This is a genomic window from Gayadomonas joobiniege G7, from assembly GCF_000300815.1.
Lineage (GTDB): Bacteria > Pseudomonadota > Gammaproteobacteria > Enterobacterales > Alteromonadaceae > Catenovulum > Catenovulum joobiniege.
Map to the genome: position 1 here is coordinate 930,081 of NZ_AMRX01000006.1, position 20,674 is coordinate 950,754.

Sequence of the window (20,674 nt, forward strand, 5' to 3'; positions counted from 1 at the left end):
CCGAGAAGTAGAGGTTTTAATGATAATCGAGGTAAGTATGAAAGAAATCGATAAATTAAAGAGATACGCAGTCATGCAGGGGGTATCAGCCGATGAAGCTGCTAGTATCCTAATTTCTCAAAAAGCACGTGAAATGGAGTCTTCGTTAAATAAAAACGGCAGCAATGTTTATCGACTGGTTGATTACCGCAGACAGGGTATTCCGGATCCAGCCGCATGATCGAAGAATTCACAGATAATCAACAGCAAGTGATCGGCTTGCTGCTTGAGGGAGATAATACACGCAGGCTTACGCGTGACGAGATCACTGTGGCCTGCGGTTTTCAAACTATCGCATGTACTTCTGGTGTTTTAGGTCAATTAAAAACCAAAGGGATCGTCGTTAAAAGCGGCGGGCTTTGGCGTTTGACCGGTAATTATTTACGCGAAAGGTCCTTAAAAGATCCGAACAGTACCATAGAGTTAAGCCGTAGCGACCCCAGCGACCCACGACTGCAAATTGATACCTTACAGTCACTATCTCGGCTAATGTCAGATGATATTGCCGCGGTACTTGATGCCGTCTGTAAAAAGTTAGAGGCCGTTTAATGTATCACGCTGAATACGATGCCCTGTTTAACGTAGACGATCTCTCTGTGAAAGATTCGCAGAGGGTTATCTATATGTTGTTACGCAGGAGAATGGACAACAAAACTTGCATCGTCGGTGAAAAGCACGCCATCAATTATCAATATTTAATTGAGCACAGTGAATATAAGCCATTACCCGGAAGCAAAGACAGCGCACGTAGATTTAGCAAAGACCAGGTGAAACGGCTACTTGCTTCACTTGTTAGTCGCGGTTGGATCACGCCTCTGCACGACACTAACAAAGTAAAATCAAGAATGATTTTTTTAATGGATTTAGCACAAGCTGAAAAAAACCGTCTCTGTGAGGAGCGCCACTTGAGCGCCACGAGAACACCGCCACAGAAAAAACCTCTGAAAGCCCCGTCAGAATCGGGCGTTAACAAATTAGCAACGCCAGTTGAGCGCCACAAGGGGAGCGCCACACATCTAAATAATCTAAATAAATATATCTATAACGCGCGTGAGGTTTTGCTCACTCAAGAATTTGTAAATATTGCTCACTTGGTTGGGTATCACCACGACCATGAATCACTAAAAACCGAATTAGAAATATTTCTGGCACATAAAAACAATCGCCACAAAACGCAACCGATCAACGATTGGGCTATGGACTGGCGAGCGTGGTGTGCGATGGCCAAAAAGTATCAACGGGGGCTAAATGAAAACAGTCACAGCCAAAAACGCGATGAACGTGATCGGATCTCAAGACAACTCGAAGATCCAGAATACGCATTCAGAAACTTTTGACGAAACTGGAAAGGCGTTGACGATCATGTTCTTCAGCAAACTTAAAACCGTTTACGGTAAAAAATTTGAGATCCAATTTGGTGGTGAACGAGCACTACAGCAAGCTCGGCGTGAATGGTATTCGGAAATATCAAAACTGACACCTGAATCAATAAACCTAGGTTTTGAGCAACTGAAATCAAACCTTGTTGAAGAAGACCCAAATTACGAATGGCCAGAGGTGTCAAAAGTGATCGCACTTTGCCAGCTGAACCAGCTAGACCAGAATCTGCCAAGTTTAGAACAAACCATTGCAGAAATCATTCAGCGCAACGGACGCTACCGCGGTGAAAATTTTGAGTACAGCCATCGACTGATCGAGTTGGTTGCACAAGATTGCGGACACTTCGTGACCCGTGAACCCTCCGATAAATTTGAGCGAAGAGTTAGAACCTCTCATAAGAAATGGGTTAAACAAGCTCAAAAAGATGGTTTACCGCAACGCAGAGCTGCTTTGGAGTTGAAGATCGTGGAAACACCCGCGTTTGAATATTCAAACGCTCAGAATCCGTTTCAAGCGCGAATTGATAAATTGAGAAAAAACCAACAAGGGGCTGAATGATGGAAGGTTATTTTTTGCGTGTTCCGCAGGGCTTAGTCCCCGAAAACGATGAAACAGCCGAAGCCATTAAAAAACTAAAAGTTGGCAATGTGATCAAGGTTGAATTTAAACAACCGCGCAACTACGAGTTTCATAAGCGTTTTTTTGCCCTGTTAAAAATTGGCTTTGATCACTGGGAACCGCCTGAAAGTCTCTATAAAGGTTTACCAGTGCAAAAGAATTTCGAGCGCTTTCGTAAAGACGTGACGATCAGCGCAGGTTATTACGAACCGGTTGCCAACATACGCGGCGAAGTACGTGCAGAAGCTAAATCAATCAGCTTTGCAAGGATGACTCAAGACGAGTTTGAAAAACTCTACAACGCTGCGGCAAACGTCCTTTTGCAAAAAGTTCTGATCAACTACACACGACCAGATCTTGATCGTGTTGTAGAAACTTTGTTGAGGTTTTAATGAGTTTAATTAGTAAAAAATTAAGGGCCTCGGCTAAATATCAATCTTGCCAGGTCCGTATACCTAGTATCTGCAACCACAATCCTGAAACAGTAGTTTTGGCACACATCGGAAGAGATTCCGGTATTGGCCAAAAAGCTGATGATCTCCACGCGACATTTTGCTGCTCTGCTTGTCATGACGTGATAGACGGTAGAGTTAAGCAATCAATATTCACCATGAACGAAATAACTTTGTTTGCATGGGAAGGCGTACAAAGAACACAGCGAATTTGGTTAGGGCTGGGTTTGATTGAGGTGGCCAGTTGAATATTTATCCAATCACACCCGTCGGAAAACCTCGAATGACCCAACGAGATCGTTGGGCTAAGCGCCCTGCTGTCTTGCGGTATTTTGCATTTAAAGATGAATGCCGGCTTCACAATGTTCAGCTACCGCTTTCAGGTTCGCATGTCGTATTCATACTGCCAATGTCGACTTCTTGGTCAAAGAAGAAAAAAGCGGATATGAACGGCCAACCGCACACACAGAAGCCAGACGTAGACAATCTTTTCAAGGCGCTAGCTGATGCGGTTTACGATGACGATAGCAAACTCTGGAACTTTCAAGCCAGTAAATTTTGGGGTAATTCCGGACGAATAATCATTACTAAATCACAGCCACAAAACTTCGATGAGATCATCAATGCCAGTATTTAAGGCTATTAAGAGGTACGCAATGTCTATCATGCAAATGCTCGCCCGCTGTGGCGTTAAAACAGTCAAATTCGATACAGGACGTGGTGGCGTGCCCAAGCTGGTTCCTGAAGATATTATTATGCAAATTGGAATGGCACAAGCATCCGGCAGAATATCGGCAAACGCGGCCGATTATGCTCTAGCTTACTACTGCAATTTAAGTGGTGACAAGAATAGGACCGCCATTCAACTGCTACTCGGCTCAAGGGTTTATATAAAATCGAGACTAGCAAAGATGCGCATGAGCGAACAAACGTCTTTAAAAATCGCTAGCTTAGCGCTTGAGCAGTCAACCCAGTCTAACACGTGCCCAAAGTGCAACGGTACTAAAAAAGTAATTGTCGTTTTGACAGAGTTCAACCGCAATACCGCTCAATTTAACCACCGTGAAAACCATTCAGAGGTGCAAGAATGCAAAGCTTGCGACGGCACGGGGTACCTAAAAGTATCTGACTATAAAAAAGCAAAGTATTGCGATATGTCTGGCTCTAAAAGCTGGACCGAAAATCACGAGAAATTACTTTTTTTTGCGCAAAGCATGATAAGTGATTGGAACAAACAAGTAGCCGATGTTTTACATCAATTGAACCAAGAAAATGAGGACCAAAAACATGAATTCTAATTATATTGAAGCACTAGCCAATGAGCTTGATCTAGCCGATACAGCTCAACTTTTGGCATTGGTGATTAACAAAGACGCTGAATACTCCGACGAGCAAGTTAGCTTACTTCACGACAAAGATAAGCAAATTCAAATGCTCAAAACTGACTTGTCAGTACTAGAAGAAGAAAATCGAAAATTGCGAGAAATTGCGGATAAAACCGATAAAGCAATCTCTAATTTAGAAAAACGACACAATGAATTAGTCTCGATTAGCAAAAAAGCGTTAGATGATAAAGAGTACGAACTTGCAGCCAAAGAAACGGAACTTAAACCGTTCAAAGAAGCCTTTGGCACAGTTAAAAAGGGCCGAGAACGCCTAAAAAGGCTGCAAAAAGCAAACGAGCTCAACACGAAGAAAATGGAGCGGCTAATTAAAGAAAATAGGACGCTAGCTAAAGAAAATAAGTATCTTCGGGTAAAAGGCCTTGGTGATGTTATCGGCGACTCAGTTGCCGATACAATGGAAAATGTTTGTTGGCGAAACGAAGACGACACCCTAATGTTTTTCCATAAGCTTATTGCTCGGAAAGATAAGCCCGAAGGCATTCCAGGTTTAATTTTCATATCGCCCACCGGTAGTGCTGGAATTGTTACGCTTGGCGACGACGGTGAGCCAGAATTGGCCCGGCAACCAAGAGGCGGACATAAACCCAAAAAAGCCACAGCTGAGTTTGCAAAACAATGGCTAACTAAAGTCCAGACTCAAGGGAAAATAAAAGCAGAGGATTTAGATGCTTTGAAGAATAATTATAAACCAAATAAACTTCAGGCTGCTTGAAGTCGGTCACGTAATAGTATGGTGGAACACCCTGTACGGACCCGCGCGCAGGGTGTTATGGGTCCGAGGGTTAGATACCCTTAGCTGTCCGAGTTCACTTCAAGACCTCTTCAATAGCATGATCTAATGCATCAAGAGCGTTTTGTTTATCAGTAGTTGCAATCCAAGTATAAACCTCGTTATTCTTTATTCCGAATTTAGCGTTATTAGCAATTTTCTTAATATCCAAGCCAGCCTTTTTTGCTTCTGCTATAAAAGCCTCTAATGCTTGCTCAGTTGCATCTTTACTCATTTCTACTCCTTAATTTTATTATTAATGTACAAGAAAATATCTATTGGTATTAGACATCTTCTAACTTGTTCGATCGTCCAAGCTAATTGTCGCCTAATACATAGCCACTTAAACTGCCATGAGATAATCAACTAAAATACATATATTCCTAGCTTTGCTTAGGTCCGTGCGGTCCTAAAAACCTGTCACCATTGAAATGGATCATATGGTCAGGCGACTCCGCTATCCATACTTCTGTCTCCCAAGCTATATCGGCTGCATTTTTTCTAAATTCAGCTCGGTCTAGAAAGGCGGTAACATAGACTAACCCCACTTTACACCCCTCAAATGCCTGTTCCAGCTCCAACCACCTCTTTGGTGAGACAGGTCCATATCCAAACACTACTTCAATCAAAAAGCCATTTTTTTTATTATAGGTTGATACCTATAATTTGCGATCCTTTATTGCTACAGTTATTTAAGATCAAGCATTAAAGCCGAAAGGCCAATTGCGAGAGTTTATGTCGGAGATAGAGCAAGGGCTGTTCAGCAACCGATTTAGTTGGCCAAAGGTATTCGTTGATGAGCTGGCTGGTGAGTGTAGCAATAAAATGTATCGCATCGACAAGCAAATTAGGATGGTCAAAAAACTGCCGGAATGGACAGTTGGATGTCGATATAATTACCAAAAAAAGCCAGTGGCAACTTATTTTGTGTATTTTTTCTTCTTATGGCAAGTTTTGGTAAGGTTTATATGGTATTTTTTCACAGAATGGATTACCATTTTACTATGTTTATTTACCAAAGTCAGGTGTTACGTGGAAGATAAGGTCATTCTAAAGCTAGCTGATGCGGCTTTGAAAGGGGATAAAAATTTAGGCCATATGGCTGTGAGGCAATTGGCGTCAAAAATTAGAACGGTAAATACAAGTCTCTATCAAAAATTAACAGATAGGCTTCAGGCATTTGCACTCCGAGGTATAGACGCTAACCATAAGCCTCTCCCTGTTGATTCAGATACGAGACAATCTTTAGTTAGAGTCGAGGATCCAGTAATAATTGATCATGAGCCAATTTATTCAACTGATGTAGGTGAAGCTATCAAGCAAATACTTCTAGAGCGACACCATGTTGAAGAGCTTACGAAAGAAGGCTTACTTCCAGCGAGATCCGTCATTTTTCAGGGAGCCCCAGGTTTGGGCAAAACAATGTCGGCAAGGTGGTTGGCTAAGAGCTTGAATTTGCCCTTACTTACTTTAGATTTAGCTACTGTCATGAGTAGCTTCTTAGGTAAAACGGGTAGCAATGTCAGAGCAGTTTTAGAACATGCAATGTCCTTCCCTTGTGTATTGCTACTTGATGAGTTCGATGCAATTGCAAAAAGAAGGGATGATGATAGGGAGCTTGGAGAGCTAAAACGGTTAGTAACAGTGTTACTTCAAGCGATCGATGAGTGGCCCTCTAGCTCTCTTTTAATTGCAGCCACAAATCATGGTGAACTGTTAGATCCTGCGATATGGCGAAGATTCGATATTGAAATATCGTTCCCGATGCCATCACTCGAAGCGATTGAAAAGTATTTAGAAGAATATTGGCCTGAGGAAGCTTCTGATGGAAGGGCAGCCAAACATTTTGCAGGAATGTCTTTCAGCAATATTGATAGAGAGCTTCGGCAGGCAAAAAGAGAAAGAGTTATTTCTAGTTTTAATCGAAGATTTAATAGTGATGCTCTTGATGAAATGCAGCTGCCAGTTGACACAGAGCTTAAGTCTTTAAGTCGAGATGAGAAAAACAAATGGATCATAAAGCTATTCAAAAAAGGAGAATCCCAAAGAGCTATAGCTGGCAAAGTAGGCTTTAGTCGGCCAACTGTTAAAAAGGTTTTAGAAGACAACTTTCTGCTGTAAGGATTGCGATATATGAAGAACTTTATAATTGGTTATGGTGAGTCTTTGACCAAAGATGTGAAGATACCATCGGGTTCAGGACCTAAAGCTCACCCCTATTCATTTGCTGAGGCTCGAGCTAAATTAGTTTCTGATTTAAAAAATGTAATTGAAGATGTCGATGCGAAGCAGCCTAATCAATGTTCGAATGGAGAAATAGTCGTAAAATTCATTCAACACCCATCATACTTAGCTAAGTCTTACTACCCTAGCCAGCTCTTTAAAAAATTTGACATTAAAGATTTAGGTTCTAGAGCGGTAAAAGTGAAGCCGAGAAAGTGGGCAGTACGGAAGCATCCAGTTGAAGGTTTGGCATCATGCATTTTTGTTTCAGGTACTCGTTCAAAATTCGAAGCGATGTTAAACACAGTAGCTCATGAGCATTTGCCTGTTAAGACCCAGACGCTTATAAGATCTATTGAACAAGTGAGTTCATTTAATGCCCATGAAAAAGTTAAAGCAATCGACGAGTCATTGGAAACTCTGCGATTAGAGGTTGTACTGCATGCTGAAGCTACAGATAATCCAGTTCTTCAGTCTTTTATTAAGTATGCAGAGTCTTTGGATGGAGTGGTTGACTGGCGGCGTGCAAAGAATGTTGGCGGACTTACATTTTTACCTGTTGAAATACCAAAAGGGTTAGAGACTGATCTTGCTGAGTTTTCTCATGTTCGAGCTTTGCGAAGCGTACCTAAGCTACGTTTTAACAAGCCAGATGCAATTAGGACAACTTTAAAAGAGTCGTTCAGTTTGCCTGAATATGAACCCTTAAACAATAAGTTCAAAGTTTGCATTTTCGATGGTGGAATAGGATCAGAAACTGTAATAGAGGATTGGGTTCATGAGCATATCCCAGTTAGCGTACAAAGTTCTCACCCTAGCTTGTTAGCTCATGGAGCAGAGGTTTGCTCAACGTATTTATTTGGCCCGTTTGATGAAAAAACAAAGTCATTTAATGCTCCTTATACCAATGTAGATATTATTAGAGTACTTTCTAATGATGATCATGACCCTGATTTATTTGATGTACTTACTCGTATTGAAAATGTACTAAAAGAAAAAACATATAAGTATATTAATCTCAGCCTAGGCCCTCGTTTACCAATTGATGATGATGATGTGCATGTCTGGACTTCAGTGATTGATTCTTTGCTTCAAGATGGACATTGTTTTGCAACCGTTGCAATTGGAAACGATGGCGAACTTGAGGGAGAGGATGGTCGCATTCAGCCTCCTAGCGATATGGTTAATTGCTTCTCTGTTGGTTCTTCAACAACGGATAATATTGATTGGGAAAGAGCTCCTTATAGCTGTAGAGGACCAGGCCGAAGTCCGGGAATTGTTAAGCCGGATGGGTTAATGTTCGGTGGTTCAGACGGCAATCTATTCAAAGTGTACTCACCGCTGACGCATTCAATAATTGGTACTCAAGGTACAAGTTATGCAGCTCCTTATGCTTTGCGTGTTGCAGCAGGTATCGACGCAGTCACAGACTTTGATTTAAGTCCTGCTGCTATACGAGCATTGATGGTCCATCATGCAGAAAGAGGTGATCGGGACGTTTATGAGGTCGGTTGGGGGAAGCTTCCTAATTCTCCCGAAGCAGTGATTGAGTGTAAAGATGATGAAGCAATTATTGTTTATCAAGGAACACTTGAGCGCTCTCAGCATTTAAGAATCCCAATTCCAGTACCTGAAGGGGTTAACTGTAAATGGGTGCATCTTAAAGCAACATTTTGCTTCAGCGCCGTGGTAGATCCTGAGCATCCGCTGCACTATACGAGAAGTGGACTGGTTGTTACATTTCGCGCAAACAAGGGTAAAGTAAAGGAAGGGGCTGAGCACGCAAATACGTCTGATTTTTTCTCGTTGGGTGGTTTGTACGAAACAGAGGAAGAGTTAAGAGATGATGCTCATAAATGGGAAACATGCATTTCGAGAAAAAGAAGATTCAAGCGTGACACTCTTTCATCCCCCGTGTTCGATGTAAAGTATCATGCAAGAGAAAAAGGTGGCGATCCGGAGGGGCTCAATGACCCCTTACACTATTCATTAATTTTATCCATCAGAGCTGAAGGTGAAAAGGAAACTTACAATAAGATACTTCAACAGAATCAAACGTTAGAAGCTGTAAAAGTGACTAACAGAGTTAGGGTTTAATGGTCATGGAAACGAAAATAATGAATAAGCAGATGTCAGACCGCCTTCGAAAGGCATTTGAAAATAATAAGTATGAGTGGCGCACAATTGGGGGCGTATCAAAAGAAACGGGACTGAAAGAAGATGACGTCCGGAACTATATTAATAGCCACGGAGATGAGGTCGTCAAATCATCAGCTAGAAATGCGAAGGGGGAAACTTTATATACTTCGAGGAAGAAATATAGAGAGCGCTCCAGCCTTAGTATACGCCTTTCATCAATTTTGAGAAACAGAGGGGCATGAGTTAATGGATCTTTTGAGTGGTGTTAGCCCTTCAGTCTGGTTTGCAATGGGTGGTGCTTTTGCCATAAAACTTTTGGAACTAACAGAGCTACATAAATTACCGGCTGTTGAAAGGCCTGATTTTAAGGATTTTCTTTACTGGGTTCCATTTTTTATTCTACCTCTATTGGGTGGGGGACTGGCGTACGCGTATGTGTCTTCGGATGCCACTCTGAGCCCAGTGCTATCGATAAACATCGGTGTTTCAGCTCCACTGATTTTACGTGCTATGGCACAGGTAAATCCAATAGAGTCTTCGGTTGTAAGAACTCCGGAAGATGCTTAACACAGCTATGATCTTAAGAAAAAAATGCAAATTTTTTTGCATTTTTTGTAGCTGCTAGAACTGTCATCATCTGTCAGTTTTATTTGAGAGAAAGTAAACATGGATGAAACTTTATTACCGGGCGACAATAGAGGGTCTCTTGCCCTTTCATTCGTCCGAATAACGATGCTCTATAATCACTTTCTTGGCAAGAGCGTTGCGCATTTTACTTAATTTATCAATTTCTTTCTCTCGCTGCTTCAAGGGCATCCATTTTGCTTTATGCAGTAGGTTAATCTGCTGACTGAGTTTATTCATTTGAGCATGGGCTTTATTAACCCGAGCTCTGAATTTAAAGTTATGCTTATTATCTTCCAATATATCCTTTGCTGCTTCTACGTCACGCTCTTGCAAGGCAGTTTTATACTGATTATTTGCAGCGTTGACGTCCTTTAATAGCTCATAAAAGCGTTCACGATAATAGCTAGAGCCAACCTCACCATGCTTTATGAAGCTCCGGACAAAACGGATATCATCTAGCTCATTGACTTTGAACTCTCCATTACCAGTCAGAACAGCGACACTGTTAGCCAGCATGTCCGAAGCACCCAGCACATACATACCCAAAGTTCCGGCGTAGCCTTGAACTAAGTGCTCAATTTTCTTGGGGCTGTAGCCAAACAATTCTCCCATTGCTTTAGCTGTTTCCGTTGTGTAGTTACTGTATCTGTCTTGAGGCCTTTTAAATTGATCACCAAACCCTTCAATAGGCCGCCCGCCGAATATTTGATAATTCATATAGCTTTCGACGCCAGGTAAAATTAACTGCGGAATTGGGTTTATCGCCATCGTCGTGACCAAAGCGTGAACAGCTGAACGCTTCACATCTTCACCGTTTTGCTTGCCAACTGCAAAGTTAAACATTCGTTCAGGTACAGTGCCGAATACAATCCCAAGTTCAAAAGGCTTAGGTAGTCGAATATGGGTATCGCCCAAAAAGAAATGCCAATTAGCGTCTTTGTCCCAATCAGGCAGTTCTTCATACCGTTCGTCATCCATGTTCAAGAGCATTAAACCTAGGCTAAATGCGGCCACCTTACTCCCTTTCATCGCCAATTCTTTACTAAAAACTTTCAGTAATTTATCGTCACCTTGTGCCTTACCAGCCCGATATAGTTTATAAAGACCCTGCATTCGAGCATTAAAAAACGGCAATACGTCTACAAAAAACTGCATTGCTTTGAAGTTACCCTGCAAGCTGAAATCCATGAAATCTTTCGCTTCAAATGCTGCAACTTTATCGCTTTTGCCGGCTTCTTTAGCACGGCGATAAGTTGATGCTCGATTCGCATTTTCCATTGCATCCGAAAAACTGCGATACTTCTCAAAGAACTCACCCATGTTTTTAGGTATTGTGCCCAGGTAATTATCAATCTCGCTCTTGGATAAGCCTTTTTTGCGTAGCGCTCTGCGTATTTGCTGAGCAGCTTGCTCTGGATCGTTTGCATGAACATATCCACCCTGAAAACTAGCACCTGCGAACATCAAGTCCAATGTAGATTCATCTTTGGCCCAAGTTTGTTTCATGCCAATGTATGAGTCTTTACCAAACTTAAATTCATCTTTGTTTATCATCCATCCATGTACCGAATCTCTAATAAAGTTCCGGACAATAAAATCTGGTGATAGCGTTACACCAGTTGTCAAAAAGCGCTTGGCAGCACGACTAAGCTTCATTAATGGATTGTCTGTGCGCTTGATATTAAGTTGCATTAGTGCTCGCATCAGAGCTGGATCGGATATTCTGTACCAAGTATCGCTACCATTGTTTCTTACTTCCACAAACTCAGACCGACCTTGTCTACGAGCTTTACGTTCGGCATCTTTTTGAAACTTATCTAAAGCAACCTCTTGCATAAACTCAGTGCCATTTAAATTCTCGGCAACTTCCCGCATGGCTTTATTTTTCATTGATGCTTCAATCAGGGTCGCTTGACGCTGTAAAATATTACTCAAAATATCTTTGGTCGCCTGCTCGCCACCTCTAAGTGCTTGAATGTTGCCCGACTGGTTTGCGATTCCGCTGCGGGGTAGTGGTCCAGATAAAACGGCATCCAAATCACCTTCTTCAGATTCACGGAAAAATGGGACATACCACTCTTCGTCATAGTTTTTTCTAACATCCGGAGCGATTAGACCGGCTTCCTCAGCTAAATCTAGCGTAGCAGAATTAATTTTGTTGTACTCAGCTTTAACTTGGTTAAATAACGCCTCATTTCCTTTGTTTAGTGCTTTCAATTCGTCTATTTCAGCTTGGGTTAGGTTGTTTTCGCGCCCCTCTTCCATTAATTTGTCAGCGCGATTGCCAGCCATCCAGGCTAACCAATGATTCAGTTGCTTTTGATCCAGCATCCCTAGAACTTCTAAAAGGCCTTTCGTTCCCTCTTTTCTGGCCACAACGCCATTTTTCCAAACTGGAGCACCATAAAACATAACAGCATTCATGGTGTCACCAATACCAGTCGCAAGGCGGGCTGATACATAACCAGAGTCTTCTGTTTTAATTCCTACAGCATCCTCGGCTTTTTTTATGCCGTACAAGCTGTCGAAAACACCTTCCTTGGCACGCTCTTTGGCGTTGCTAAAACTAAAGGATGACCATTTTTCTTTAACCCGATCGAGTAAGCTTGTTACTTCAGCTTCACCGAGCCCTAACTTATCTAAAGCATCGCTTAACACGTCTGCTCGATTGAAACGGGTTCCGTCGCTATCAACCGCTTTTTCAGCATCGTATTTGTAGTTGGTAGCTTTTTTACCGCTTTGTAGCTTTGCGCTTATCTGAGAAACCACGACCCGCATTTCAGCCATAGTGATTTGGTCTTTTACTAGACCAAACTTACGTAGCAGTTTTTGGAATGCAGAGATGATGCGATCCCAATATTTTGCTGGTATATGAATTTTTTTCTGTGATACTTTGCCAAGAAATTCTTCAGCTTGAACTATAGGACCTTTATCCGCATAGTTTCTGTTAACGTCCTCCCATATCTTCTGAATATTCTCATCTTTACTGTCGCGTGTTGAATTAATCCGATAAAGTAATTCGCTTATTTCTTTTTCCGAAAATACCCCAAGACCTTTGTGAATAAGGAGTTCTTCTCGCAAGGTTCTTCTAAGGTCCTCGATGCTTTGGTGATTCGAAGCGAAGACGAATAACCTATTGGTGTTTTTATCGAATGCCCCTTTAATGAAGTTATCGTCTGCTGCGATTTCTGGTCCAAAGAGTTCACTTGGTTTTTTACTGGTAATAAACTGTTCGAATCCTTCATCATCTAGCCCTTTAAATTCTGCATTAAATTTAGTGAACTCTGCTTTAGCTTCACTTTCCGTAACGCCTTTTACTTTAATTTCTTTTTCAGAACGATTAAATAGAATGTTATGTTTTTTTATTGGGTTGGAGCTTGCAGATTGGTTTTTCAGGTTTAACGGTTTCGAACCATCTGATAGGTTGAACTTTATAGGTTTACCGCTACTGTTATCCGAGCGATTAGCTTTTAACCCATTCCCTATGCGATATACAACAAGGCGCATATCAGCTCTTGTCATACGATTGGTGGCTAAGCCCATTTTGACAAGCGCTTTATGAACCAACGAAAGCAGCTTATTAAAATATTTATCTATAACATTTAATTTTTTATGAGCGATTTTTGCTAAAAATTCTTCGGCACGTATATCCAGTGGATAACCATCGTAAAGTCGATCAACTTCCGCCCATAGCTCTGTGATACTTTTTGATTTTGACTTTCTGGTATCGTGAATGGCCAATAATATTTCGTCACGCTTTGCCCCGGTTAAACCATCCAAGCCTTTATGAACGATAAGCTCTTCCTGGATAGTCGCACGTAGATCGTCCATGCTGTCGTGGTTTTGCACGAACAGATACATTGTGTTTGTATCTGCTGTAAACGCGCCTTTAATCAGCTGGGGAACGCCTTCAAAATACTTGTCTTGGCTTTCATCTGTTACAACAACGTTGATATCTGATAGCCCTGCATATTTGGTGATGAACCTATTTAAAGCAATTTTGGCGGCTTTTAAATTAACGCCCTTAGGCCGTGTATTAGTTTCAAGATTAAATTTGGTTTTAGTTTCTAAGAATTTTTTTGCATAGGCATTGAACTGAGTTAAATCATCTTCGGTCGCAAACATAAACTTTTGACCTCGGGACCAACCACGATATTCTTTGGCAAGCTCTTGCAAAGCTTTGTAACTATCGTAGTCTTGTCGATTTCTCATCTCGCTGACGAAAAACTCTTTGCCCTTTTTGGTGGTGTATTTCTCGCCTGAAAAAGAAAAGTGCTTATTGCTCTGCTCACCTTCAATTTTCGTTTTCTTTATCGGCGGCTTAAAATTAAATTCAATCCCCGACTCTTTTGCTTCTTCAATCGTCCGACCAATAAATTGCGCAAGGTCGCCTCGCGCCTCGGGATGATCAACATAATAGATTTTCTCATCACGGCTAGGTCTTGCTCCAAAGACCTCGATTGCTTCAGTATCAATAATTTTTTTAACTTCGGCCGGTAAGTAACCATAAAGCTCAATTTTAAATTGATCTTCCCCTTTTCTGTTTTTACTAACAGGGCTTTCGGTATCCATATATATACTGGCGTCGACTTGGTCTATGGTCGGTCGTTTACGCTCTTTAATTTCGACGTCTTTTATACGCTCAAACAAATGCTTAACATCTTTGACACCGCTAAAATTCACGTATTGAGTGGTTGGTGCATCATCAGGGTTATCGAACCTATCCAGAACGATGATTTTAGTTTTTACGCCGGTTCCCGCACGCTCAAATACTCCAGCCGGTAGATCAATCTCAGCCGCTTGATAAATATTCTCAAATTTATCGTCTTCCAATAGTGTATTTAATCGCTTATTTGCTGAAGGGCCATCTGGTACAAGCGAGACAACTCTACCGCCATTCACTAAATGCTTGAGTGCTTTTGTGATATGGTCATACGCTAGTTTTCCACCTCTACCGAATGGTGGATTCATAACAACGCCATCGAATTTGTTTATCGTGTTTAAATCTTCAAAGGCGATATTATCTACTTCACCAGGGAAATTCATTTGAGCGAGCGATGTTAATTTAAAACTCTTTTCTGTTGCTCTATTACGCGTTGTGCCAGGAAACCACCGCCCAATCGCCGCATGGCCCACGCTAGGCTCTAATAACCGATGACCTGGAATAGCTTGTAACCATTCAACCATCTTTTTACCTAACGGCTCTGGTGTAGCAAAATAATCCGTCCCCTCCGCACTTTTGGTACTGCTGGTGCGCTTAAGGTTGCTGTAATATAGGGAAATCGCTTTGTCCCATTCATCAATAATCGATGGTTTATCTTTGGCTTTGCCGCCAATGCCTATTTTTATTTGGGCTGGTTTATATGAGGCATCAAGATAACCTTCACTGATATTCTCTTTTAAACTTCGGGCAAATTCGCCCATTGCTAGGTTTTCAGCGGTACTCGCTCGCCCAGCAATTTTATTTGCAAAGACACTGCGTTCAAAAGCGGTACCGGTCGTCAAATTTTCAAAATGCGCATTGGTTTTCACACCAACACGATATGTTCGTCCTTCGATCTGAATAAACTGTGTCGGCTTAACCGGCATCCCGATATTGATTAATACCCGTTGATGTTTACCGGTCACATCATGCAAACTAATCCCAGCTTCACCAGCTTCTTGTTGGACGACAATAACATTAACGCCGCTATCATCCTCATTGAATAAATCTTTTGCTAACTTACGCTCTTTGTCTGAAACCGTCCCATTATAAAATCTGACTTGATCGCCAAATGCATCAGCAAACACGTCAAGTGGGCGTTTCAGGTAGCCAAAATCGATCTCACTCATACCTGGAAATTCAGCATCAAATCGTGCCATCAAATCCGGTTTGGCTTGACGTACTTTTTCAATCGGGTTAAAAGAACCGCCTACGTTGTAAGAATGGAATAAAACGACTTTGCGGCCCATTGCAATGTGATCAAGTGCCCGGCTTGCTGCTTCTTCTGCTTTAATTGCCTCAGTTAATTTTATTTTGCTTGTGTAATCAAAAGCACGGTTAAGTTCATCAGCCAAATCAGAATAAGGGCGCTCAGGGTATTCACTACCATCTTTCGTTTGTTCATGGTCACGCCACTTTTCAATCAAATCATCAAGTTTCTCGCCTGCGGCCGTTTCCACTTTGATAAAATCACGCCGGTAGTCAGCATCAACCTCTAAAGTACGCCCGCCAACGACCCCTTTATCTTTCATATTTTGATTAAAAGTTCGCTCCATTAAACTCTCATCAACGTCCGGTCCAGGCTTGTTTAACTTATGATATCGCCAGCGATAGCCAAAATTCTGAATATAAAATGCATTATGCCCATGAAATGCGTTGTCATAACCGCCATCGTGCTTATCTCCGAAATCGGTATACTTAAACAAATACCCTTCCGAATAATCTAGGTTCTTAGCATAGGGCCACGGCGTAGCGGATAAGAACAATACCTTTGTATCAAATTGCCCCTGCTTAGAAAACTTCTCACCAAGTGCCCGTATCTCAGACTCTAAAGCCGTTAACTCTTTTGAATAATATTCCCTAGCTTCATCTTTCGCTGCCTGCGCATTGTCCCGCATAGGTAGCAATTCGCTATACTTCTTATCTATCCGAGCATTTAAAGCGTCAATTTTATCGCTGAGCACCGCTCGTGCTCTCGTATAAGTACCCCGCTCATGATTAGTAATAGCGCGAAGCTGTTTTAAGGCATTGGTTTCCTTCGCTTGTTGGTTCCCCATCAAGTTTTGAGATTCGTCGGCAACGATTAACTCAAACTTTTCTCGATCTTTGATTAGAGCATTGTTATTTCCAAGTGTTGCATATGTCGCAATCGTTATTCCTTTACCTGGGTCTTTTGTTTTAGGTAAGCCGGCTTGGCCAATCAAATATATATCTAAATCAAAAAACTCTTTCGCCGCTTTAACCCATTGCTGAGCAATGCCATCATTGGGGACCAATACTAATGAATTATTTTTATCATTTTGGCTAAAACGTTTGATAAGTCCCAAGCCAACAAATGTTTTACCTGTTCCTGTGCCATTGGTATTTTGAAATCCAACGCCTGGGTTAGATTTGCCGAAGAATCGACTCTCGATCAGCGCTACATCGTCAGCTTGTGCCGGCATCAGTATCGGCACACTCGACTTTATATCTTTTGAATCCCCCCATTTGGTTAGTTTAGTTGCTCTTTGGGCCGACTTTTTAGTGTTTAAAATTAGGCTGTTAGTAACTCCCTCAACTGCTGCTGTTGGCTCTCGTTGAGTCTGTGTTCCAGTATCATTATCGCGATTGCCTCGTCTAGATTTTCGGGCACTGCCAGAATTTGGAGCTCCCGTAACATTCCCTCTTTCGTTAAGAATGTCGTCAGAGCCTCGCGCTCTCGATAAGGTACCATCATCTGCTGATACGCCAAGCTCACTGTCGGATCGTAATACTTTCTTAAGCGTCGGCTCTGTTCGTCTAGAATTTGGTTCAGTTCCGTTTGATTGAACATCATCATTGTTTTTATGCTCAGATCCTTGATGTCGGCCTGGGCTATTTTGTTCCAGGTTTTTGCCGGCAGTTGATACATTATTATTCTCCAAAATTTTATCAATATCTTGAGATCTAACCTGGCTAGGTAGATCCATATTGTCAGCGACATCATAGCTTAGACCATACCGCTCAGGATCGCTTGTGATCGCACCATAAGATGACTTGAGGTAAGGTTTTATTTGCTCGTGCTGAATACCATTTAGTTTCGATAACTTGGCAAGTTGTTTAGCCCATTGAGCAAACTTAACAACACCTTTTGCAGCTAGCACGGCCCCAATTTTCGAAACAATGAACGCAATTTTGGGATCTATCCCCGAGTTTAAGGTGCCTTTCTGTTCATTGAACGCTTCTTTCAGTTCACCAAATAAACCTTGGAGCTGTTTATTTAACGCTTCTTCAGCTTTATCTAACTTACTTGGTTTTTCCTGCTTAGGCGGTAAACTTTCTTCCCGAAATAATGAATTGTTTTGCTCACTATCTGTTGTTGCGCCGTCATCAGTGACGGCAGAAGTTTCTTGGGTTCTGGCTTGCTCACTGCCGTTCATCTCGGTTTTTATTTGAGAAACCAGATCGGGGTTTGTATGCCATTTGTCCCAAGCTTTGGCTGTGTCTGATAATTCATTGATGCGAGCTTTTAAAGCCTCCGCATCTTTAATATCAATACCCTCTTCTTTGGCAACTTTAGGGTTTTTAGCTGCGCCGCGAATGGTGTTTAGACGTTTTTTCGCTTCTCTTTGCTTACCAGAAGCTACTTTGGCCATTTCCTCAGCTTCACGTATGCCTGAACCGTCAAAGCCAAATAAATCATCCATTTCGGGATTAGATCCCGTTTCACGCTTTAACGTCGAAACAGCTTGGATTAAATTTTTAGCAAACGTGATAGAACGCTGATCGTCCGCTACAGCCTTTACACCAAGAGTTTGAAGTCGATCATCGTTTGGTGCGGCTTGCGCTATTGTTTCCGCTGCTGCTGCGCTAATTCTTCCTGACCTCTGCGCTTCAATTGTCTCAGTAGTCGCACTATTTGCGATTGTGTAGGCTCTTCGCCCGATTGATCGGTCGAGTAAGCCGTATCGCTTGGCTTCTGATTCTGTAACGTTGTCTTGTCTGAATAATTCGACATAATCTTCTACCTGACCTTTATCTTCTCGAATGTTTAATATAGCATCAAGGCGCTTCCCATCTTCGGCCGTGAAGCCTCGATCCTCATAGTGATACTGTGCTGGTATGTGTTTTACACCGCTCCGCTTCGCTAAATCAAAGCGATGGCGGCCCGTTATAATTTCCTTGCTCCCATCGTTTCTTACCCACACTTGGATAGGTGACATACCAATAGGATCAAACTCACCAGTTAATGGCTCAACCACTCCTTCAGAATCAGAGCCAGATTTAAACTGTGGTATATCATCAGATAAAGATAGCTCATTAACTGACGCTAAACTTGTTTTTATTCCAGTTATATTGTCATTACTGGTTAATTCTGCATCATCGATTGTTAATTCTTTATCATTTCCTGATGATCGACTTCCCAAAGATAGATTTTCTGTGCCAGCGCTTGTGTTTCTTTTGGGAATAGAAAGCCCCTTGGCTGGCTGTTTAGGCTCTCGTACAGTAGGTACATGGTTTCCATTTCCTCGGTTGTTATCCAACCAGCCTTGTTTAATTCCTGAATTTCTATTGGTATCTGGTAAATTGGTATCACTTGAATCTCCCCCATTCATAGCCCATAAATAACCGCCGCGAGTCTTTTCTATAATCGGATTGAATCCCGCTTTGACTGCGTCACGATAAGGCTTAGTGATCTTTAATGCTTTGAGTGTCTTGTGTGGGGTTCCATCAGATCTACCTACCCATTTTAGGCCATTTTCGGAAAATACTATGTTTTTATCTTCTATCGCTAACGGTTTTTGGCGAATGCGATCAGCGTTTTCTTGGGCCTGTTGCATTGGTCGTTCATCTTGACCGTAAATAACACCGGTAGTTTTGTCTGGTAAACCTTGTTGTTCATAGTATTCGGCATCATTTATTTCAAAGCCTCGACCTAACAGCCCTGAACGTTCGCTGGCGTATTGAGTTGGCGTGTCAGACTCGATGTATTCCCCGTCATAAACATATGGTGCTACTCCAAATCCAGTTGCGCTCTCGCCATCAATCGTGCTTATATCTCGGCGAGGAAAGTCACCGCCATCTTGACCGGCTAATTCCACAGCATCTATAACGGCTGGTACATTGTTCGGTCTAATATTGTTGTTTGCCAGGTCATCGCCTAAACCAGATAAAGCATATCGACTATTTACGCCTTGGTTTCTTGCGTAGATTTGTATATCAAAATCTTTATTTGAAAGATCATTGTTAATGTTATTTATTTGCTCTTGGGATAATTCCCCGCTAGCCGTAGCTGACTCACTGTTGTCTTCATCCAACATATCAACAGAATCACCATTTGCAGCATTTGGCTTATTGAATAATCCAGTGCTGGATTTAATACCACCACCCGCCAGCCCACCGATCACACCCTCGGTTATCATTGCGTTAGCCAGTCCCTCTGTTGGGTCAATGGTCTTGTCAACATAATCTCGCATTGTGCTTTGGCTTACATAATGATCGACACCGCCCTGAATGGCCTCCGTTGGAGCCTCAGCTGCAAAACCGGTCGCAAAGTTTTTGCCTATGTTTCGGGTTTGGCCTTTTAGTATGTTACCTATGATTGAATCACCAACGGCAGACATACCTACATTTACGGCCCATAAGGTCGGATCTGTTACAAGCTCTTTATCAACAACGTCTGCTAGCTCCCGCTTGGCTATCTCAAGCTTGGTGTGATCTGGTAAGGATCTGTATTCTGGATCTATATCAACCTCATTGAATATGGCTTGAAATGCCTCTGAATTGGCGAGTGTTTCAATATCAGTGTTTAAAACTCGTTCTCTACCGGCATTGCCAGACATACCAGTAGCAGAACCACCACCAACCAAACCCATTGAGCCGACCTGAGTTCCTTTTGCTGTTATCTCGCTTGCTTTGTTAGCATAACCAACTCCATCAGTGCCCTTTTTTATTGCCCCAAGCTTAGATAGGGCTTTCACACCAACCTTACCGACTAATCCACCAGCCGGTAAAGTAGCGCCTAATTGGCCTATAGCACTGGCTGTATGTAATCCAACGCCACGTAAACCCATATCTTTCAGAGTTTCACCTTGTAGGGCTTTTTGACTTTCGTCAGTCATCGTTAAACGCTGTTCGTTTGCCCAATCATTTAGGCTTTTCCCCCAATCGTCATCAACAAGGTTAGCCAAGCCGCCTGCCGCTTGCAACGCCCCCATCTGGAACGCATCAACCATATCACCGCCATAGCTAGTGTTTTTATCTGCTTCCAGCTCTTTTCTGCGCTGGATTTGACTCTCAGTCTCATCAAATGCTTGAGTAGCTAAGTCTTTATTTATCGGCATTTTAATCTCGCTAGTAA

At 42.1% G+C, this 20,674-nt stretch carries 15 protein-coding genes; 12 read left to right on the forward strand and 3 right to left on the reverse strand.

What is annotated here, in order from left to right:
- The first annotated feature begins 37 nt into the window (after positions 1-37).
- Genes C727_RS0111395 through C727_RS0111435 form a run of 9 tightly spaced genes read left to right on the forward strand, consistent with a single transcriptional unit; the run spans position 38 to position 4,607 of the window.
- Positions 38-220, forward strand: a complete 183-nt coding sequence (locus tag C727_RS0111395; protein WP_017445777.1) for a hypothetical protein — start codon at positions 38-40, stop codon at positions 218-220.
- A complete protein-coding gene (locus C727_RS0111400) occupies positions 217-588 on the forward strand; it encodes a hypothetical protein (RefSeq protein ID WP_017445778.1) in 372 nt (123 codons plus the stop codon). The genes C727_RS0111395 and C727_RS0111400 overlap by 4 nt, the downstream gene beginning before the upstream one ends.
- On the forward strand, positions 588-1,376 hold the full coding sequence (locus tag C727_RS0111405) for a hypothetical protein (protein ID WP_155949223.1): 789 nt from the start codon (positions 588-590) through the stop codon (positions 1,374-1,376). The genes C727_RS0111400 and C727_RS0111405 overlap by 1 nt, the downstream gene beginning before the upstream one ends.
- 25 nt (positions 1,377-1,401) lie before the next feature.
- The gene (locus C727_RS0111410; protein WP_017445780.1) at positions 1,402-1,977 is read left to right on the forward strand and encodes a hypothetical protein; all 576 of its coding nucleotides are present in this window, start codon (positions 1,402-1,404) and stop codon (positions 1,975-1,977) included.
- Positions 1,974-2,429 (forward strand): DUF1367 family protein, encoded by a 456-nt coding sequence (locus C727_RS0111415; RefSeq protein WP_202803563.1) that lies wholly within the window; start codon positions 1,974-1,976, stop codon positions 2,427-2,429. Before C727_RS0111410 ends, C727_RS0111415 begins: the two co-directional genes overlap by 4 nt.
- Positions 2,429-2,737: a DUF1364 domain-containing protein gene (locus C727_RS0111420; RefSeq protein WP_017445782.1), complete on the forward strand. Its 309-nt coding sequence runs from the start codon at positions 2,429-2,431 to the stop codon at positions 2,735-2,737. The genes C727_RS0111415 and C727_RS0111420 overlap by 1 nt, the downstream gene beginning before the upstream one ends.
- A 35-nt stretch (positions 2,738-2,772) precedes the next feature.
- Positions 2,773-3,126 (forward strand): RusA family crossover junction endodeoxyribonuclease, encoded by a 354-nt coding sequence (locus C727_RS0111425; RefSeq protein ID WP_155949224.1) that lies wholly within the window; start codon positions 2,773-2,775, stop codon positions 3,124-3,126.
- Between the two features lie 19 nt (positions 3,127-3,145).
- Positions 3,146-3,787: a hypothetical protein gene (locus C727_RS0111430; RefSeq protein WP_017445784.1), complete on the forward strand. Its 642-nt coding sequence runs from the start codon at positions 3,146-3,148 to the stop codon at positions 3,785-3,787.
- Positions 3,777-4,607 (forward strand): hypothetical protein, encoded by an 831-nt coding sequence (locus C727_RS0111435; protein WP_017445785.1) that lies wholly within the window; start codon positions 3,777-3,779, stop codon positions 4,605-4,607. The genes C727_RS0111430 and C727_RS0111435 overlap by 11 nt, the downstream gene beginning before the upstream one ends.
- Positions 4,608-4,701: 94 nt before the next feature.
- Here C727_RS0111435 and C727_RS0111440 read toward each other — a convergent pair whose 3' ends face one another.
- Positions 4,702-4,899, reverse strand: a complete 198-nt coding sequence (locus C727_RS0111440; protein ID WP_017445786.1) for a hypothetical protein — start codon at positions 4,897-4,899, stop codon at positions 4,702-4,704.
- Between the two features lie 148 nt (positions 4,900-5,047).
- Positions 5,048-5,293, reverse strand: a complete 246-nt coding sequence (locus tag C727_RS20005) for a BsuBI/PstI family type II restriction endonuclease (protein WP_017445787.1) — start codon at positions 5,291-5,293, stop codon at positions 5,048-5,050.
- A 106-nt stretch (positions 5,294-5,399) separates the two neighbouring features.
- On the opposite strand from C727_RS20005, the gene C727_RS0111450 reads away from it, so the two are divergent.
- From C727_RS0111450 to C727_RS0111465, 3 genes are all read left to right on the forward strand, one after another.
- Positions 5,400-6,785 (forward strand): AAA family ATPase, encoded by a 1,386-nt coding sequence (locus tag C727_RS0111450; protein WP_017445788.1) that lies wholly within the window; start codon positions 5,400-5,402, stop codon positions 6,783-6,785.
- A gap of 12 nt (positions 6,786-6,797) precedes the next feature.
- On the forward strand, positions 6,798-8,984 hold the full coding sequence (locus C727_RS0111455; RefSeq protein ID WP_017445789.1) for a S8 family peptidase: 2,187 nt from the start codon (positions 6,798-6,800) through the stop codon (positions 8,982-8,984).
- A 288-nt stretch (positions 8,985-9,272) separates the two neighbouring features.
- Entirely contained in the window at positions 9,273-9,593 is a 321-nt protein-coding gene (locus C727_RS0111465) for a hypothetical protein (protein ID WP_017445791.1), read from the forward strand.
- Between the two features lie 147 nt (positions 9,594-9,740).
- Here C727_RS0111465 and C727_RS0111470 read toward each other — a convergent pair whose 3' ends face one another.
- On the reverse strand, positions 9,741-20,657 hold the full coding sequence (locus tag C727_RS0111470; protein ID WP_017445792.1) for an LPD38 domain-containing protein: 10,917 nt from the start codon (positions 20,655-20,657) through the stop codon (positions 9,741-9,743).
- Positions 20,658-20,674: the final 17 nt, after the last annotated feature.

What these genes read in the sequence shown, in the direction of transcription:
- C727_RS0111395 (WP_017445777.1), top strand. Translation starts at nt 38, where the DNA reads ATGAAAGAAATCGATAAATTAAAGAGATACGCAGTCATGCAGGGGGTA.
- C727_RS0111400 (WP_017445778.1), top strand. Translation starts at nt 217, where the DNA reads ATGATCGAAGAATTCACAGATAATCAACAGCAAGTGATCGGCTTGCTG.
- C727_RS0111405 (WP_155949223.1), top strand. Translation starts at nt 588, where the DNA reads ATGTATCACGCTGAATACGATGCCCTGTTTAACGTAGACGATCTCTCT.
- C727_RS0111410 (WP_017445780.1), top strand. Translation starts at nt 1,402, where the DNA reads ATGTTCTTCAGCAAACTTAAAACCGTTTACGGTAAAAAATTTGAGATC.
- C727_RS0111415 (WP_202803563.1), top strand. Translation starts at nt 1,974, where the DNA reads ATGATGGAAGGTTATTTTTTGCGTGTTCCGCAGGGCTTAGTCCCCGAA.
- C727_RS0111420 (WP_017445782.1), top strand. Translation starts at nt 2,429, where the DNA reads ATGAGTTTAATTAGTAAAAAATTAAGGGCCTCGGCTAAATATCAATCT.
- C727_RS0111425 (WP_155949224.1), top strand. Translation starts at nt 2,773, where the DNA reads ATGACCCAACGAGATCGTTGGGCTAAGCGCCCTGCTGTCTTGCGGTAT.
- C727_RS0111430 (WP_017445784.1), top strand. Translation starts at nt 3,146, where the DNA reads ATGTCTATCATGCAAATGCTCGCCCGCTGTGGCGTTAAAACAGTCAAA.
- C727_RS0111435 (WP_017445785.1), top strand. Translation starts at nt 3,777, where the DNA reads ATGAATTCTAATTATATTGAAGCACTAGCCAATGAGCTTGATCTAGCC.
- C727_RS0111440 (WP_017445786.1), bottom strand. Translation starts at nt 4,899, where the DNA reads ATGAGTAAAGATGCAACTGAGCAAGCATTAGAGGCTTTTATAGCAGAA.
- C727_RS0111450 (WP_017445788.1), top strand. Translation starts at nt 5,400, where the DNA reads ATGTCGGAGATAGAGCAAGGGCTGTTCAGCAACCGATTTAGTTGGCCA.
- C727_RS0111455 (WP_017445789.1), top strand. Translation starts at nt 6,798, where the DNA reads ATGAAGAACTTTATAATTGGTTATGGTGAGTCTTTGACCAAAGATGTG.
- C727_RS0111465 (WP_017445791.1), top strand. Translation starts at nt 9,273, where the DNA reads ATGGATCTTTTGAGTGGTGTTAGCCCTTCAGTCTGGTTTGCAATGGGT.
- C727_RS0111470 (WP_017445792.1), bottom strand. Translation starts at nt 20,657, where the DNA reads ATGCCGATAAATAAAGACTTAGCTACTCAAGCATTTGATGAGACTGAG.